This is a genomic window from Culturomica massiliensis, from assembly GCF_900091655.1.
In the GTDB taxonomy this organism is placed as follows: Bacteria; Bacteroidota; Bacteroidia; order Bacteroidales; family Marinifilaceae; genus Culturomica; species Culturomica massiliensis.
In genome coordinates this window covers 406,459-423,259 of the sequence record NZ_LT594621.1, presented here as the reverse complement: position 1 = coordinate 423,259, position 16,801 = coordinate 406,459, and the positions used below count along the sequence as shown (strand labels likewise).

Genomic DNA, 16,801 nt, shown 5'->3' with positions numbered 1-16,801 from the left:
TCAATTATGAGAAACTTTACTTTACATTTTGCACTTTTGCTATTCAGTATTTGCTGCTATGGACAAACCAACTATCCGAATACTACCGCAAATGTTTATATAGCCGGTAGTTTTATGGATGGAACTGAAGAAAAGGCTTGCTATTGGCAGAATGGTCGGTTAATACCTCTGGCAGATGAGTATTCTGCGGAAGCAATCGCAGTAGAAAATGGGAATGTTTATGTTGCAGGCTATCACTGGGGCGGCAAAAAACCTTGTTATTTATATTACTATGTAAACGGAAGAAAGACAGTGGTAAAAGGAGATCGTCAATATCTTATGGTGAGAGATATGGCAGTCTGCAATGGTAAAATTTATATAACGGGAAATACCAGTGCAGATTATTCCGATGAAACCTGGGTGACTTGGATCGACGGCATCAAGAACAATGGCGGAGGCCGGGCGGTAACGGCATACGATGGAGTGATATACGCCATAAATGCCAACCGGGGAACGAATCAGGATGAATTTAGCGCATATGGGCAGAGAAGCAGACTTGAAGGTATGGCTAATGGAATCACAGTCGCCTATGGCATCGTATATGTGGCCGGATATTTCACCGCCAACCGTCCCAACGGAAGAGGCTATTATTATACGCCTTGCTATTGGCTGGATGGTACGAAAAAATCCTTGCCGATGCCGAACGGCAGCGAAAGTGCATCGTTAGACGGCATTGCGGTCTTGAGCAATGGTCATGTCCATGCGATAGGATCCAGAAGAGCGGGCAACGGTAATTTTCCAATCTATTGGGTAGAAAATACATGGAGATTCATCCCCGATGCGGCAAGTTTCAAAAAAATATATGCCTTTGAAGATAAAATTTATATTCTGGGCACTTGTAAAAGAGGTACATTCTGGATTCCATGCTACTGGGTTATAACTGAAAACAGCACAGGTGGCATCAATATTGAAAAAATGGTGACTCTTTCCAGTGCAAAATCTGCAAATGATATTGTTGTAACAAAAGACTAATTTAAATAAATGAATAGCTACAATTATCAAATTTATAAAAGAATAATTAGGGATATTCAGTAAATGTCCCAATTTTCTATAAAATGGGGAGTAATCCTGTCTTTCAGCAAGTTTTACTCTTCATTTTTTTTATACTTTTCTCCCTTTACCTCCCCAAAAACTTTGGTATGGGCATGACGATGATCGACACGGCCGAGATGTATGAAAACGAGGATTTTATCGGTAAAGCACTTGAGAACGTACGCGACAAAGTTTTTTTCGTCAGTCAGCACCCAAGGACGGGGCCAGTCATGTTGGGAAGAAAAGTCCTTCCAATTTGAAAAAATCAAAAAAACATATCAGTTACTAACAATTATGTAGTACTATTGTTTACAACATATTGTTTTACAATACATTAACCCGTTTTAGTATATATATATATTTGTTTTCATAAACAATAGATATATGTCAACCATCTTTAATCAGAAAATTGATTTGATTCAGCTATTGCGCCAGATTCCTGATGAACATATCCTCAAAATAGCCACCAAAAGTAGGGTCGATCATTATGCCAAAGTATTGAATCTTTTATCTGGCATCCTGCGTACGGATAAATTAAGCCAGCGTGATCTTGCCGATTCTTTTTCCTCGCCTCTTTTCCGGACTTTATTTAATTTTAAAGGTAAACCAACGATATCACACAGTTCTGTATCGGATCGTCTGTCCACAATGAACACCGGTTTTTTCCGTGAATGTTACGAAACAATCTATCATATATTCAGTTCTTTATACAGTACCCGTGAAATCGAAAACCTGTGTCTTCAGCGTGTGAACAAATAAAAATAATACTACAATGTAATCCCCACAATCCCACCGGAAGGGTATGAACATAGGATGAGTTGAAATTCATCGGTGAAATATGCATCCGTGACGGAATAACGGTGATATCGGACGAAATACATTGCGAACTGGTATTTTCCGGATATATATACACGCCTTTTGCTTCTCTTTCGGAAAAATTCTTGATGCATTCGATAACATGTATATCACCATGTAAGGCCTTTAAGATAACAGGATTGCAGATAGTAAACATTATATCCGCCGATGCCAAAATACGGGCTAAAATCGACAGATCCATCAATATCAATGAAGTATGTAACGTCAATCCCTTCGGTATACTGGCTACCATGGCCACCTACAATGAAAACGAAGAATGGCTAAGGTAATTGTTGGATCACCTGCCATATAATTATTTGAACATAAACAAATTACACAAACAACATTTGCCAGACTTCCCGAAAACCTCACTGAAGAGTACTTACTTAGTATGGATGAACTGCCGTACACTGCACAAATCTTCGAAAACACTGGAACATTTATTGATAAAAGAAGCTAGGCTATGGCTTAATGCCGGAACAATATACGGAACGGAAGACGAAGGCTTTATGCGCTAGAACATCGCTTATCCGCGCCCCTTACTGATAAAAGGACTAAAACAATTCAGAAATTTTGTATATAACCTGTAAAGAACCAACAAGATAGTGTTTTCTGTCGATAACATATCCTCAGATCGCATAGTCCTTCAAAATCAGAATCGCCTACTGCCGGCAAGCCTTGGCCCGTTTACGGTTTACCCGGTAACCCACTGCAATTATGACATCCAAATTATAATGCTTGGTCTTATACCTTTTCCCATCGGAGGCAGTTACCGAGAATTCCTCGATAACTGAATTCTCATCCAATTCTTCCTCTTTGAAAATATTTTTTAAGTGCAAGGATATATTATCAGTAGAACAATCAAATAGGACCGCTATTAATTTCTGAATCAACCAGATAATATCATTTTGCACCCTTACTCTATCCCATCCTCTTTCATCTGATTCGTAAAAATCAGAAATTCTGCTGTACTGTTCCGGATTTGAAGCTTCTTATTCGTCATGATAAATAATTGAAAGCATAAAGATACAAAAATTATCAATCCTCTAAAAGGATATTTGATAACATGGTTATGCTTATAATTTAAATCATCGGGACGGGACTAGTCATGTTCGGAACACTATCTTTTCCACTTGATCCGACACTATCGCCGGAATCGGGTATTTTTTGAGGTTTTATCTGAAAATAGAAACTCCCGAAGTTCGTTGAATTTCAGGAGTTTGCTTTGTTTTTTCGCTTGTTTTTGTGATCCAGCTAGGTTTTAACCACCAACGGTTATCTTGCTAAGATTCAAATCTTTTCTAAACTGTTACCCTCGTACCGTAACGATTTAGTAACGTTCTATTGGTATTAACTGTCAATGAATTGACTTCCGGTTTCTGCTTCGTTTCTGGAATAAATATAGAAAAAAGTTTAAATAATTCTATTCAATTATTCTTAAAAATGTAGTAGATATATATTCTATTGTATTTCATTCAAATTCTTAGCCGAAAATTTTTTATCGTATTTTTCTGGTCTTTCACTTATTATATCTTTCTCAATACTATGTAATTCTGCAAAACCTATAAATTGATAAAGATAATCAACAAATGAAACTATTCGATTATTTTGCCTAATTAACTCCTCGATTACTTCTTCTTCTGAAGGTATAATTCCCTTAAGAAAAGAAGGAAGAAATTCATAATCAGTATCGATTTCTTGAAAACTAATTTCGCAGATTGGAGGATAGTTACCACCAAACCAAAAATCACCTGTATGTTTCAGACGATTAGCCCAAGTATCCAATGGTGTTCGTCTATAGAAATCTGTTAAGCGATCGAATAACTCACGTGCAAACTTATTCTCTTCTGCTAACTGTTGAAACTTTTTGTAAAAAGGGGAATTTGGCGAAAAACGACATTTTACTAAATTCCTTCGATAAGTCATTTCCGATTTTACCGGATCATTAAAATCAAATACAAAATAGATAACCTGCAAAATATGATCATAACAAGCATTATACCATAATATCGCATTTTTCAAAAATTCATATTCTGGATATATATATTTGTCCGCAACGTAGCTACAGTTATTTTTTTCTTCAGACGCTTTTTCCAACGCGTAAGATGCACTAAAAAAGACATTTTCAAATTCACAAAATTTAAATGAAGCAATATAAGCATTGATACTTTGCAATTTCATCAAAGATGCAACATGAATATCAAAATTTAAGGATCCCTCCCATTCCCAATAGTCTTTATATCCCAATCGCTGGAATACATCTCTAAAATTATGAGAGAACTTTAAATGTTGTAATATTATTTTGTCAGATTTCATTACATCTATTATACTCAATTTTCATATCAATATCTATAAATCTCTATCGATCTAATTTATCTATTTTAAGATATTGATCAAATTCCAACATGATTTTTGAATCTTCAATGTCATAAAAACATTTACAAAATCTGAGCTGCATTTAATAATTCTGAATTTTCTTCCAGGTAAATATATGACTGTGGTGCACAAAAATTCTCAAAAAAATCAGCAGGATCTATACCTCTGCCAAATTTTTTATATTCTTTTATCAAAATTGAAAAACCTTTTTCAACTTCATTAAAATAATTAAAAAAATCTTTCTCATTTATTCCTCCAATTTCTTTGAATTGGGCCCACAAACGAAGCGGCGAATCTTCAATAATACTATCAATAATAAAAAAACCTATTATTTTTTTTACTGGCGAAGATGAATATACATAAACCTTATTTACGGGCCTTTTAAATATCTTCCTCCTAAATTCCACTCTTTTCTTACCAGACATTATAGCTTTAGCGTATTCTGGTTTAATTGATAATATAACGCTCGTCAAAGTATCCATCTTTTTTCAATTTTTGATAATCACATTCTTTTAGCTTAGTAATCGATTGGAGTTTGTTCTTAAAACTATCTAATTGTTGAATATTTTTATACTGAATTTTCTTTTTCAAATACGTAATTAATCGAAAAGTGATTACATGTAAGGACTTCTTTTCACAAAACCACTCATAAAGTTTATCGCGTGAAAATACTGTTTTTCTTTGTACTATTTTCCACAATTCCTCAAAATCATCAATACGTTGAGCAGATTCTAAAACACCTATAGGCTCTATTACTTTATCAGTTCTTGATGAATAAAATAATAATAAATCTCCCATTTTCAATGAAGTTATTCGTGAATTAGAAATATAGGCTTTTATGATAGTATTTCCTTGAATTTCATTTAAACTATCAATACCTTCATCAAATAAAGTTGGGTATCGTAATTTACCATCCTTGAATAAGGTTCCGTAAAATTCAGGGCGAATAGGAACTACGTATTTGTTAATTTCCTCTCCATCAAAATAGTACGGATGAATAAGTATATTATTCTCTTTCAAAGTAATTTTAGATTTATCTAAACATTTTAATAATCTCAATTCTTGTACTCCCTGTTTATTGATAAATCTTTCTTCTTGAAAACCAAGCTTATTTAATAATTTTCGCAAATGATCTTGTTTTTCATATACCGTTAAATACAAATAATTTATACATTGATTTATACAATATTCAAACATCTTATTAATAAATAATTCACCCAATTTCAATCCGAAAGCATTATCAGCTACTTTTAAAGTACATATTTTCAATACATTTTCATAAAGAGCTGGAATCTGGTGCTCTCCTACATTTTCAACTTTATAAATCAATAGTGCAATAAGATCGTTTTGAACTCGAACAGAATAACATTGACGGTCATCAATAACACATTTCAATAGCCAATTATCAAATAACGCTTGATTATAATCCTCTCTTAAACTGTCAAAAAATGACTGATTAAATTCAGGTTCCAATTCTCTTATACTATGGCCTTTTAAAACAGGATGAGTTGGGAGAACTATTGTAAAAATACTTTTCAAATATTCCAATGCAACCTGTACATTTAACACCTTATTATTCAAGCCTAATTTTTGTGCTTTAGTATGGATTCCATTATCTTGAGTTATAAAAAGATCAACGAAATTACGATATACCTGATAAAGTTGTTCATTATCACACTGATCATTAACACAGTTATTTTTTAATTGAGATTGAAAAAACTGATCAGAGACAGCTGGGTTATTCAATTTCTGATATTTTCCTAATTTAGATAAAATGATATTTCTACGTTCATCATTTTTATCTCTTAAAATATCCTCCGGAACGGCAAAAGGATGATAAAAAATATGACAATTATTGGAAATCGCTAAATTATAAAATTTAGAAAACGTCTCATCTATAACTTTATTATCTTCCAGATGAATCAGTATATTAGTATCTACTAATATCTTCATAAATATTCATTATTACTTTTCTACAAATATAACAATATTTATAACACATATTTAACAATATAAATTTTGATTTTCATCAACTTTAATCAACCGACTTTGGAGGTTGATTTTCCCCTGTAAGAGGCAAGAATTTCGAGTTACTCGAAATGTTCTGAGTAACGATAGACACATCTTGCTGTTAGCTGATGCTAACAAGGTTTACTTTCAGATAATAAAGTATTTCCTTAGATTTTAAGAAGAAGTTAGTTAGGTGATACTGCTCAATACTGTATAGTAAGTATAAATCATTAGCTAACTGTATTGCAGATGGATATTCTTCTGTTGGAGCGTCCGGACATCTGGACGTATTGACGTTGAAACGTCTGGACGTCTGGACAGCTATAAGAATGTAATTACAGAGAAATTATATTTTGATAACTTTTGGGGGTATTCAAAGAGTTTTCTATTTTTGTAATCAAAGTCAAGCCTTTATGTAAGAAGGTCTGCGAAATATTATTTATGCTATAATTGAGATATTTATTAGCACTTTGCCCCCGTCCCCGGGTGCTATTTTTCTAATTTTTCAATCTTTTCATCCTGTTTCTCATTCATCTCCATTACCCTTTGAAATGTACAAGCCAAAAATTGAGCCATAACTTCTTCGGTGACAAACTTCTGACCTGCAAGGTCATTACACGTCTTTTCAATAACTGCTAATCTTGAATTTATCATTTTCTGTTCCGGATTCTTTTTCATGTTGTCCCAGATTTCCTCTAACATGGCATTAATACCCTCTAATATAATTTCCTGTTCCATAATCTTATAATCCTAATTTACGTTTCTTCTTCTTTTTCTTTAGTTCGTTTAATCTCATTTATTCGCCATCGTCAGGCATACTTCCCGAATTGGAAAAACCAAACAGATTTCCATTTTTCCCAAAACCGGAATTCGTTTCTTTCGGTGTCGAATAATCCGGTTTTATTGTAACGGTTTCCTGTTGCTGCTGGCTGTTCCGATTTAGTTGTGCATCTAATTTTGAATAGCTAAAACTCCGGTCTATCTCCGAGCCTTTAAAACTATATTCTCCTTTTGTAAAGGATATTCCTTGTACTTCATTTGTTTGTCCTTTGTATTTGAAGCGGATTTGTATTCCCTCTTTGGATAAATAGCCTTGTAGTAGTTGCCAATCTTTAGCATATTTCAAACCACTTTTAATGACGTTGTAGATTTCATATTTCGTTTTATCCGGTTCTTTCAAGCGGTCTTGTTTTACGTTTTCTTTACCGGGAGCAAAATATAAACCGTATTTTTGTTTAAGCCGTTTACAAACCTGCTCATTCCGGTAACGGTCATTTTGGTCGGTGATGGTTTTACCGTTGTTGTCTATCCAGTTAAAAACGATATGCACATGAGGGTGTTTACGGTCGTGGTGGCAGACAATGATGTACTGGGTGTTCACGATTCCCATTTCTTTCATGTATTCGTGTGCAAGGTCTATCATTTTCAGGTCGGTCAATTTCGGAGCATCCTCTACAGAATAGTTCAGGGAAATATGTCCTACCGGTTTTTTGATGTCGGGGTTCATCAGGCGTTGAGTAGCAAAACTTTGTATAATGCTTTCACGGTAGCACTTTACCCCCGTACCCGGGGCTAGTAAAACTATTTTGATTTTCCGAAACAAATGCAGACATCTAAAAGTCAAACAACGCCAAATCAGCGCATTGACGTTAAAATCGTTATGATTTTACGCTCTGTGATATACCATAACGATTTGGTAACGTTTAGGGGGCTTTAATTGGCTTTTTTGTGTCTTTGACTTGTCTTAGTTGAAAAGAAAAAAGCTTTCTAAAACGTTAATTTAGAAAGCTTTGGCTTAGTTTGACGAGGTTTTGTCTTACCTCTAAGTGATCCAGCTGGGATTTTACACCCCACTGTATATCTTACATTTTCAATAAATTACAAAAAAAATGTTTACAAACTCCACCTATTTCGCTGCAGATAGATTTCTGTTGGTTGCTGCCGTTTACATTAGTAAAGATAGATAAATAAACAATATAAACATAAACTTAAGATTCATTTTTTACTCGTTCTATCAAATTGTCAAATTTTGAATATATATTATCTATCTCTCGACCTTGTTGATAATCATCTATAGCACTTTTTATAATAGTGACAATTTCTGAGATTCTATCATCCAATTGGAAAATGCTTACTAAATCACTAAAGTCATAACTCGATTCGCGAGATTGATAAAATTTTATAAGTTTCATTAAAACTGTATCAATAGGTAAATTATCCGTTTCTCTCCCGAAATCTTCTTTTTTTGTCTGTTCACGCTCACCCTTTCTCAAAAGTGCTATTTCTTTTGCCAAATTCAAATTAGAATTATTGTCAGGAAACATAGAATTCAACATATCATAAAAACTAATCGAATCATTGGATAAAACAAAATTAGTTTCAGAGAGTGTTATAATATTATATGTTAAAGCGTTAGAATTAATATTCAAATTCATAATATCAATTTTATTAGCTAAAACAGTTGGTGCATATAATTTCCAACGATTCAATTCTTTATATTTAGAAAAAAATGTCTTACACATTGCATAAAATGAAGAATCCCAAGTCACAAAAATAGGTGTTATTATTTCATCAACTCCTTCAATATAATGCAGTTCTGTTGATAATGTCAAAAACATTCGTAAATCATATATTCTTGCCCGATAAGTTTTCATTGACCTTGAGTAACTAAGCACATTTTCATATTCTACTTTGTATTTCTCAAAATCTTCAAATCTTGGAGGATGTTGACAATGAATTCCCAAACCTTCAAAAAGATCACATAGTTGAATAATATTTTCATTTAATACTTCTTCATCTAGAGTATCTACGCAAATGCCTAAATTTTCTTCGATAAATTCACTAAAAGATTGGGTGTTATCAATAAAATCATTTTCTCTTAAAAATAAGTAATAATTGAATATCACATTTTTAGATGCTCCAATCTCTTTAATAAAAGAAAGGCTTAAGAAGCGATCAAGTTTTATACCTTCTGCTATATGATAAAAAGCTTCCTCTACATAATCAGTAGAAGTCCTTAACTCTATTTTAAAATTAGAATTATGAATTGCTTCAGTGAGTGATTGAACAGATTTATATAACAAATCTTCCTCATTACTTTCTTTTTCGCAAGCAAGACATATAATCTGTAATAACAATTGTGTATCTAAATAGATTATCAAAGGACTTTGTTTCATATACTCATCCAACATATTGGATTTATATAATTCCATAAACAACATAGACATATTTATATTGTTTAAGAAATCATTTTTCTGGCAAATAGATAATAAATCCAAAATTATTTTTTCAGTCTTTTGGGATTCCCCAATATTAGCTTCTATCCGTTGTTTTAAACTTTTATATATTTTAGATAAACGTCTTCTCTGAGGTTCACGCTCTTGTATATCTTCATTGGTCATCTGATAGCTTGACGAATACAATTCCAAAATATCATCAATAACAGATTGCATAAAACCAACAAGATTTTGTTCTGACAAATATTTTTCAATTTCAAAAATAAAAGCATTCTTTTGTCTATTAGAATTTAGTTCTGCTTCTCTAAATTTTAACTCTCCTAACTCTGTTATATTATATACACGTGGTTTGTCTTTTATACACACGACCAATTCAGATTCAACCAAATCTTCCAGTAAGAGAACTAAAAAATTCTCAGAAATACTACTAGAAAAATCAGTATTTAAATCTGTCTTGATCTGTTTTAAAGTTACATTTGAATGTTCATAAAGGTAGGATAGTATAATTGACTTTGTAAAATTCTTCTTTATATCAGAAGCTTTTTCTCCCTTTACAAAAAGTTCAAATAAATTTCTTTCTTTTTGATTTAATTTCACATTATCCCTTATCGGTATACAACTATACTGGTTAATAAGTTGCCCAATTATTGGGTATGTATCCACTAACTCTGCTAATTGATTCGCATCAAATATTTTCAATGTAATATTATGATTTAAACTCGCCTCTCTTTCTAATTCGTCACGTCCTCGCTTAGAAATAATCTGAGAGCAGAAAAAAAGTAATTCTGATCTATATCCTAGATTTTCATGATTATATTTTGCCTTTTTTACATCTTCCTCGATCTTGAGATTAATATTTAATTTCTGAACAGTTATTTGAATATTTGTCTTCAAATATTCTCCCCGAATTTTAATCTCTATATCATTTCCTCCATCATTAGTTCCATCACATATGAAAACATCACTTGTGGTATAGTAGTTTTTTAAATACTCTTTTATAACATTTCTAAATGCATCAACAGATAATGCTTTTATCAGATTTTTATATTCTTCTCTCATCTTATAACATTTTATCGAAATAGAACAGACTCCCTATATAAAGAACAATTATAAATAAATATCCACAAATATCACTATTAATTCTATCTTTATCAAGTATTCATTAATACGATGTTTTTTGAATTACTTCTGATATTGGATTATTTTTCATGCTGTTTCGGATTTCATCTAATATGGCATTGATACCTTTTAATAAAATTCTGTTTTTCAAAGTTTTATAATCCAAATCTGCATTTTTTTCATCAGTTTATTTAATCTCATTTGTTCATTACAATTAAACAGATTTTCTACATGAATTTCAAAGTTCTTAATGAAAAACAAGTCAATATGCTTTAAGGGCATATCTGACACTTTATATTTTTCTTCCATATAAGTTATCAGACGGTCGCGGGCACTCTCATAACGGGAAAAAGTTTTACCCGTGAGTTGTCCGGCTGCTACTTCATCACGGCGGGATTCAATGTAATTATTAAAATAGTCTATCAGAGAAATACCCCTTTCCCTGCGCTCCTGCTCTTCCCTCTCCTGACGTTCTTTTTCAAGACGTTCGGCTTCCTGCTGCTCTAACTTCTTCCGGTCTTTTTCCTTTTCTTCGGCGGTCTTAGTCAGATTTACATATTTATCCCTGACTTCCACAACAGTCATATATCCTTTATCGGCAATAAAAGCAGTTTTAATATCGTTGACAAAAAAGTTATCCACCATTAAAAAGATATATACATGAAAGGTACAGGTTCTACTTTACATACTTTAAATATGAAAGGGAAATAAGGGGTATGATTTACACAACAAACTGGATTGAAAGACTCAACAGAGATTATAAGAGGGTGATTAATATGAGGGGAGCCATGCCTAATCCACAGGCCGTTATTCTGCTGATGGGCACAGTGGCTCAGAATGCGGATATTTATAAATACCCCATTTATAATTTTTTAGAATCAAAACTATTTTATTAAAAATAAATAATTTTGCAGAAATGAATAAAAAGAGTATGCATACACACTTTTTGAAACACTATCCTATCATCCTATCTTTTCCACTTGATCCGACACTATCGCCGGAATCAGCTATTTTTTGAGGTTTTATCTGAAAATAGAAACTCCCGAAATTCGTTGAATTTCAGGAGTTTGCTTTGTTTTTTTGCTTGTTTTTGTGATCCGCCTGGGGACACTTAGTGATCCAGCTGGGGACATAGAATTTATTCATAATCAACTGATTACTATCCCGATTGTCTTTTGGAAATATTTTAAAATTAACAGGTGGACAAATAGTGGACGACTTATTGTCGTTTCTTGTCTATCTGTTTAAAATATTATTATCAATACTTGTCTGAAAATGACCTATTAAGACTTACATTCCCGACATTTTCTAAGAACTCTGATTTAACAGTGACAAAATACCAAATAAGACAATACAATGCAAATTATACGTAAAAAAAATGGTTTACAAAATTATATAACATAATTTTGTAAAATATGCGTGTAATTCATTTTTTGTTAAGCTTGGGTATATCCTATTATGGGGTATACCCTATTTTATTATTATTATGAGAAATTCATTATTAAAGACTGATCTATTGATTCTACTTAGCACACCCCAAAAAATCGAAACTAAGACGTTAGAAAAAGCCTATGTACAATTCGTAAATAAACTACAGGTTTTTGTAAATAACTCATCTGATTTGGCAACCTCCTATTTCTTACTACATTACACAAGAATTGAATTAGAAGCTATTTTAAAAAAAGATACTACGAATAATATTATATTGAATAAAACCCTTTCAATTATTAATGTTGCTTTAGAATGTTTGAAATTATCAGTACCAATTGAAACAAAAACATTAAAAATAAAAAAGCCCCTACGCTGGACGGCTGACTTATGTAATGCCGTCGAAATAATATATGCACTTTTCCACAGTAAATGTATCAATAATGGAGAAGTTACGATTAAACAACTCGCAGAACTATTTGAAAAGGCTTTCAACATAAATCTCAATAACATTTCATTGTTATACATCCAAATAAGAAGCAGAGTCGGAGAAAGAACAACTTTTTTACGTCGTTTAACGGACAACTTAAACAAGGCAATGTTAGAAAAGGACAAATAATTACTATTAACCTAATATTAAGTTAAATACTTTCCATTTTTTCAACCTGCACTTTTGTAGCAACAAAATTAAAACTAAATAATTATGGAAGTTGTTACATTAGATTCACAGGTGTATCGGAATCTTGTAGAAAAATTAGAAACTATTTTTCTATTCGTCAAATCACAGGGTACAATACAATTAAACGAATCAGAAAAACCGAGAGAAAAAACAGAAAAAGGAATTGCATTAGACAACAAAGATGTATGCAAACTTTTACATGTCAGTTTAAGAACATTAAATCGAATAAGAACCCGGGGAGAAATTGCTTATACCCGTATTGGTGGGAGAATCCGCTATAACATTGAAGATGTAAATAAATACATAGCAGAAGGTAAATATGAAACGGTAAATGAAATTGCTCAACATAATCATTTATCCATATGATCGAAGAATTAGACAAAGCAACATTAGAGCAATGGATGCACCGTTTATTTGATCGTTTAGATCAAACGGATGAAAAAATAAAAAGATTAGCCCTTCAAATAGCCGTTGAAGAGATAAAAGTTTTAGACAACCAGGACATGTGCTTACTTCTGCATGTTAATCGACGAACATTACAGCGTTACCGAAAAGAAAAGATTTTAAAATACTTCAACGTTCGAGGAAAAAATTATTATCGAGTAGTTGATGTAAAAGAGTTTATGGAAAATCGTTTAAAAGAAAAAGATGCAGAGGCTAAATAATTATATATTATTTTGGCATCAAAATAATTTTTAGTATTTTGAAATGATAAATATACATTATATTACTAATATGGAAAATTAAAAACAAGTTGAACATGAGAATACATATTCCCGAATTAAATGCCTTTAACGATTCATATTTTGATTCATATAAAGCAATGTATTGTATGATTAGTTATGAGGTATTGAAATTGAATGAGAAGTTTCAATCAAGAGCTATTAATGATATTCCTGGTTATCAAATTGGAATCTTAATGAAAATCATGCGATGTTTTCACTCATTCATGACAGTTGTTGAAAATAGCAAAGACTATAACACAGCAGCTTCGATAATCAGAATAATTGCAGATACGATAGCTTCATTTCTACTCATATATCATGATAATAGTAAAGATGAAAGATTGTTAAGACATTATCTGTTTATCCTTGATGGATGTGTAAATAGATTAAAAGAATTGGAAAATCGTGAATTAAAGAATAATGGCTCTATTACAAATGAAGAATTCAATGCACTTCAGACACAGGTTGAAAACGCAATAATAGATACAGAAAAAATTAAACATTATTGTGTTCATACAATTTTTAACTTACCAATATATACTAAAAATAAAGATACAATAGATATTTTCATAAAAGACTGTAATTGGAGATATGCGGATATTAAACAACCGAAAAAGAAAATAAACTGGAATACTATGTATCAATTCATTGATACAAAAAAATCAATGACTGATATGATTTCTTTTTTATCCCATTATGTACATGGACTTAGTATTAGCAATTTAATTATTGATTGTAATGATGAAGATTTTGAGCCTTTGGTTAGTTATGGCATTTTGCTGATGGGGAAAATTCATGAAATAGCTAATAATGATTATGGTGTTGATAGGTCTAATCTTATGGATGGATTTCTTGATTCTGAATATGGAAAAGATTTCTTATCTTATTATAGTCCACATAAGCTACAAGAACTAATTGGCATTTTGAACGAAGGCAAGAAAGATTAAACTAATTTTAGTATCTGGACTGGGGTTTGAGTGCTACTGACGAAACAATTGTAGATTTCAATCATTTCCGGTCATCACAATAGAAAGAATGATTCAAACTTATAGATAATGAAGTTAAAAAGAATTGCATTATAAAAAAGCGCCCGGTATCCTACCCCCGGGCGCACCACTTAAAATCCTGAAAACAGTTTAACTGTTGCATGATTTCAAGTACAAAGATAAATAAATTATCTCTTTTTCGGATTAGATTTTTTCATTGGGAACTCGAAAACGGTCTTATAATTTTCATCCAATTTCAATTTAGCATCCATTAATGAACCGTCGCGCTTCTTAAATCCCTTAATAACGCCCGTCTTCCCTTCCTTTATTAACATTATGATCTGTTCGTCCGAAAGCTGCTTATCACATTTATTCCTGAATACTATAAAATCACATTCTACGTTAGCACATTTAACGCATTTAAGAAAAAACAACATTTTACTGTTACATTTAGGGCAGACACAAGACTTATTTTCCGGCAGATTTACAGTAACATTCAATAATTCCGTTGTAACCTGTACGGTATATATTTCCACTTCCTGACGAAAAGTATTAGGTTGTAACACTCCATTTTCAATATTATTCAAAGCAGCTTCCCAACCAGCCGTCAAACCAACATCAGAAATACGCATATCTTTCACAATTTCATAAGTAGTTTGCCCTTTCTCGGTTGGTACAATGTTCTTTTTATCACGTCGGACATATTGCCTGTGAATCAAAACCTCTATTATTCCGGCACGAGTGGCAGGTGTTCCTATTCCCGTTCCTTTTATGACATCCCGTTCTTCTTCATCTTCTAAATCAGTTCCTGCATGCTCCATGAGAGAAAGTAAACTTGCATCGGTCAATATGGGTTTAGGCTGGGTTTGCTTTTCAATATGGCTTACCTCCAAAACAGGTAATAATTCACCTTCTTTACAAATAGGTAATATTGAATTATCTTCTTCGGTTACTTTTGTTTCAAAACAACGAAATACCTCTTTCCAACCGGATTTTTTTATTGTAGAGCCCTTAGCGGAAAATTCGACGTCGTGGCTACGTAATTCGATTACAATTTCATCCTTAATACACGCCTCCGAAACAGCTTCTAACATCCGTCCTGCAATTAAATTGAAAATTCGTTCTTCATCTTCTGCCAAAAAGTTCGGCAAATGTGTAATCGTCGGAATTAATGCATGATGATCGGTTACTTTCGAATTATTTACCGACCTGCTGTTAAGAACCTTATTTTTAAGCGAAATACAATAATTACTAAAAACAGGGTATTGTTCTAAATTCTGGATGATCCCCGGAAGTTCGGCAAACACATCATCGGGCAAGTACCGGCTACCTGTACGGGGGTAACTGATCAACTGTTTTTCATATAATAATTGTGCCACAAATAAGGTTTTATCTGCCGGGAAACCGAATAATTTATTGGCATCCTTCTGTAAGGTTGTCAAATCATAAAACAATGGAGGTTGTACCGTAACCTGATTAACCGTTGCATGAATAACCTCCGCCCGACTATCGGATCGTAATATTTGTAATACGCTTTCCGCATCTGCTTTACAAGGATATTTTATTTTGGAAAGTGCCTTAAACGAAACTCCGAATTTTTCTGCGGTTAATTGCAATTGCCAATACTTAACCGGGATAAAATTTTTATTTTCATTATACCGTTCCACAATCATTTTTAACGTAGGGGTTTGTACGCGTCCTAATGAAAATACACCTTCTCCTGCTGCTAAAGTAAGAGCTTGGCTTGCATTCATCCCGATTAGCCAATCCGATTCTGACCGTGCGCGGGCAGCATAATATAAATTATCATACTGGTTTCCTGGCTTAAGTTCTTTCAAAGCCTTTCGAATAGCTGTATCTGTCAAAGAAGATACCCATAGGCGAAAGAAAGGTTTTTTACATTCCAAATATTGATAAATGTACCGAAATATCAATTCTCCTTCTCTTCCTGCATCTGTGGCAACGATAATCTTATCCGCAGCCTCAAATAATCGCCTGATAACCTCTAATTGATTAACTGCACGTACATCGTCTATAAATCCTTTATCGGATTTAATTTGGCGCGGAATTAATTTAAACATTTCCGGTAACATTGGCAGGCTTGCACGTTCATAACTCTTAAAACCGTAATCCAAAGGTTGTGCCAACGCGACCAAATGACCGTAAGCCCAGGTTACCACATATTCATTGCCGGCGAGAAAACCGTCCATGAAATGATTTTCTTTAGCACCGACAACACTTGCAATTACCCTCGCTACGCTCGGTTTTTCTGCTATAATAACTGTTTTCATAAGGGATTTTTAAGTGGATTATTAA

17 protein-coding genes and 1 pseudogene are annotated in these 16,801 nt (G+C 32.8%); 9 read left to right on the top strand and 9 right to left on the bottom strand.

The window, feature by feature from the left end; all coding sequences use genetic code 11:
- Positions 1-6: 6 nt before the first annotated feature.
- The 4 genes from BN8908_RS02900 to BN8908_RS02885 all read left to right on the top strand — a co-directional run bounded on the left by BN8908_RS02900 (position 7) and on the right by BN8908_RS02885 (position 2,216).
- Positions 7-1,011: a Kelch repeat-containing protein gene (locus BN8908_RS02900; RefSeq protein WP_068688974.1), complete on the top strand. Its 1,005-nt coding sequence runs from the start codon at positions 7-9 to the stop codon at positions 1,009-1,011.
- An 83-nt stretch (positions 1,012-1,094) separates the two neighbouring features.
- Positions 1,095-1,331: an aldo/keto reductase gene (locus BN8908_RS19070; RefSeq protein ID WP_068688973.1), complete on the top strand. Its 237-nt coding sequence runs from the start codon at positions 1,095-1,097 to the stop codon at positions 1,329-1,331.
- 124 nt (positions 1,332-1,455) lie between these two features.
- Complete coding sequence (locus BN8908_RS02890; RefSeq protein ID WP_068688971.1) at positions 1,456-1,830, top strand: hypothetical protein; 375 nt, start codon at positions 1,456-1,458, stop codon at positions 1,828-1,830.
- 59 nt (positions 1,831-1,889) lie between these two features.
- Positions 1,890-2,216, top strand: coding sequence for a beta C-S lyase family protein (locus BN8908_RS02885; protein ID WP_068688969.1), 327 nt, complete (start codon positions 1,890-1,892; stop codon positions 2,214-2,216).
- A gap of 372 nt (positions 2,217-2,588) precedes the next feature.
- Here BN8908_RS02885 and rhuM read toward each other — a convergent pair whose 3' ends face one another.
- The 8 genes from rhuM to BN8908_RS02845 all read right to left on the bottom strand — a co-directional run bounded on the left by rhuM (position 2,589) and on the right by BN8908_RS02845 (position 11,252).
- Positions 2,589-2,732: a RhuM family protein gene (gene rhuM / locus BN8908_RS18750; RefSeq protein WP_202668890.1), complete on the bottom strand. Its 144-nt coding sequence runs from the start codon at positions 2,730-2,732 to the stop codon at positions 2,589-2,591.
- A 655-nt stretch (positions 2,733-3,387) separates the two neighbouring features.
- Positions 3,388-4,242, bottom strand: a complete 855-nt coding sequence (locus BN8908_RS02875) for a hypothetical protein (RefSeq protein ID WP_068688967.1) — start codon at positions 4,240-4,242, stop codon at positions 3,388-3,390.
- Positions 4,243-4,364: 122 nt separating this feature from the next.
- The gene (locus BN8908_RS02870; protein ID WP_068688965.1) at positions 4,365-4,784 is read right to left on the bottom strand and encodes an ASCH domain-containing protein; all 420 of its coding nucleotides are present in this window, start codon (positions 4,782-4,784) and stop codon (positions 4,365-4,367) included.
- Entirely contained in the window at positions 4,750-6,255 is a 1,506-nt protein-coding gene (locus BN8908_RS02865) for a GNAT family N-acetyltransferase (protein WP_068688963.1), read from the bottom strand. Before BN8908_RS02865 ends, BN8908_RS02870 begins: the two co-directional genes overlap by 35 nt.
- A 546-nt stretch (positions 6,256-6,801) precedes the next feature.
- Positions 6,802-7,050 carry a hypothetical protein gene (locus BN8908_RS02860; protein ID WP_068688962.1) on the bottom strand — a complete coding sequence of 83 codons (249 nt, stop codon included), beginning with the start codon at positions 7,048-7,050 and terminating at the stop codon, positions 6,802-6,804.
- Positions 7,051-7,108: 58 nt separating this feature from the next.
- Positions 7,109-7,903 (bottom strand): relaxase/mobilization nuclease domain-containing protein, encoded by a 795-nt coding sequence (locus BN8908_RS02855; protein ID WP_235837463.1) that lies wholly within the window; start codon positions 7,901-7,903, stop codon positions 7,109-7,111.
- A gap of 397 nt (positions 7,904-8,300) precedes the next feature.
- Positions 8,301-10,607, bottom strand: coding sequence for a hypothetical protein (locus BN8908_RS02850; protein ID WP_068688960.1), 2,307 nt, complete (start codon positions 10,605-10,607; stop codon positions 8,301-8,303).
- A 207-nt stretch (positions 10,608-10,814) separates the two neighbouring features.
- Positions 10,815-11,252, bottom strand: coding sequence for a phage integrase SAM-like domain-containing protein (locus BN8908_RS02845; RefSeq protein ID WP_187373426.1), 438 nt, complete (start codon positions 11,250-11,252; stop codon positions 10,815-10,817).
- A gap of 41 nt (positions 11,253-11,293) precedes the next feature.
- Here BN8908_RS02845 and BN8908_RS02840 point away from each other — a divergent pair.
- The 5 genes and pseudogenes from BN8908_RS02840 to BN8908_RS02820 form a co-directional block, all read left to right on the top strand.
- Positions 11,294-11,563 (top strand): annotated as a pseudogene (locus BN8908_RS02840) (transposase); the annotation flags it as partial.
- Positions 11,564-12,153: 590 nt separating this feature from the next.
- Positions 12,154-12,714 carry an RteC domain-containing protein gene (locus tag BN8908_RS02835; RefSeq protein WP_082989200.1) on the top strand — a complete coding sequence of 187 codons (561 nt, stop codon included), beginning with the start codon at positions 12,154-12,156 and terminating at the stop codon, positions 12,712-12,714.
- A gap of 84 nt (positions 12,715-12,798) precedes the next feature.
- The gene (locus BN8908_RS02830) at positions 12,799-13,140 is read left to right on the top strand and encodes a helix-turn-helix domain-containing protein (protein WP_068688953.1); all 342 of its coding nucleotides are present in this window, start codon (positions 12,799-12,801) and stop codon (positions 13,138-13,140) included.
- A complete protein-coding gene (locus tag BN8908_RS02825; protein WP_068688950.1) occupies positions 13,137-13,439 on the top strand; it encodes a helix-turn-helix domain-containing protein in 303 nt (100 codons plus the stop codon). Before BN8908_RS02830 ends, BN8908_RS02825 begins: the two co-directional genes overlap by 4 nt.
- Before the next feature lie 95 nt (positions 13,440-13,534).
- Complete coding sequence (locus tag BN8908_RS02820) at positions 13,535-14,446, top strand: hypothetical protein (RefSeq protein WP_068688949.1); 912 nt, start codon at positions 13,535-13,537, stop codon at positions 14,444-14,446.
- A gap of 227 nt (positions 14,447-14,673) precedes the next feature.
- On the opposite strand, the gene BN8908_RS02815 is transcribed toward BN8908_RS02820, so the two are convergent.
- A complete protein-coding gene (locus BN8908_RS02815) occupies positions 14,674-16,776 on the bottom strand; it encodes a type IA DNA topoisomerase (protein ID WP_068688945.1) in 2,103 nt (700 codons plus the stop codon).
- Between the last annotated feature and the right edge of the window lie 25 nt (positions 16,777-16,801).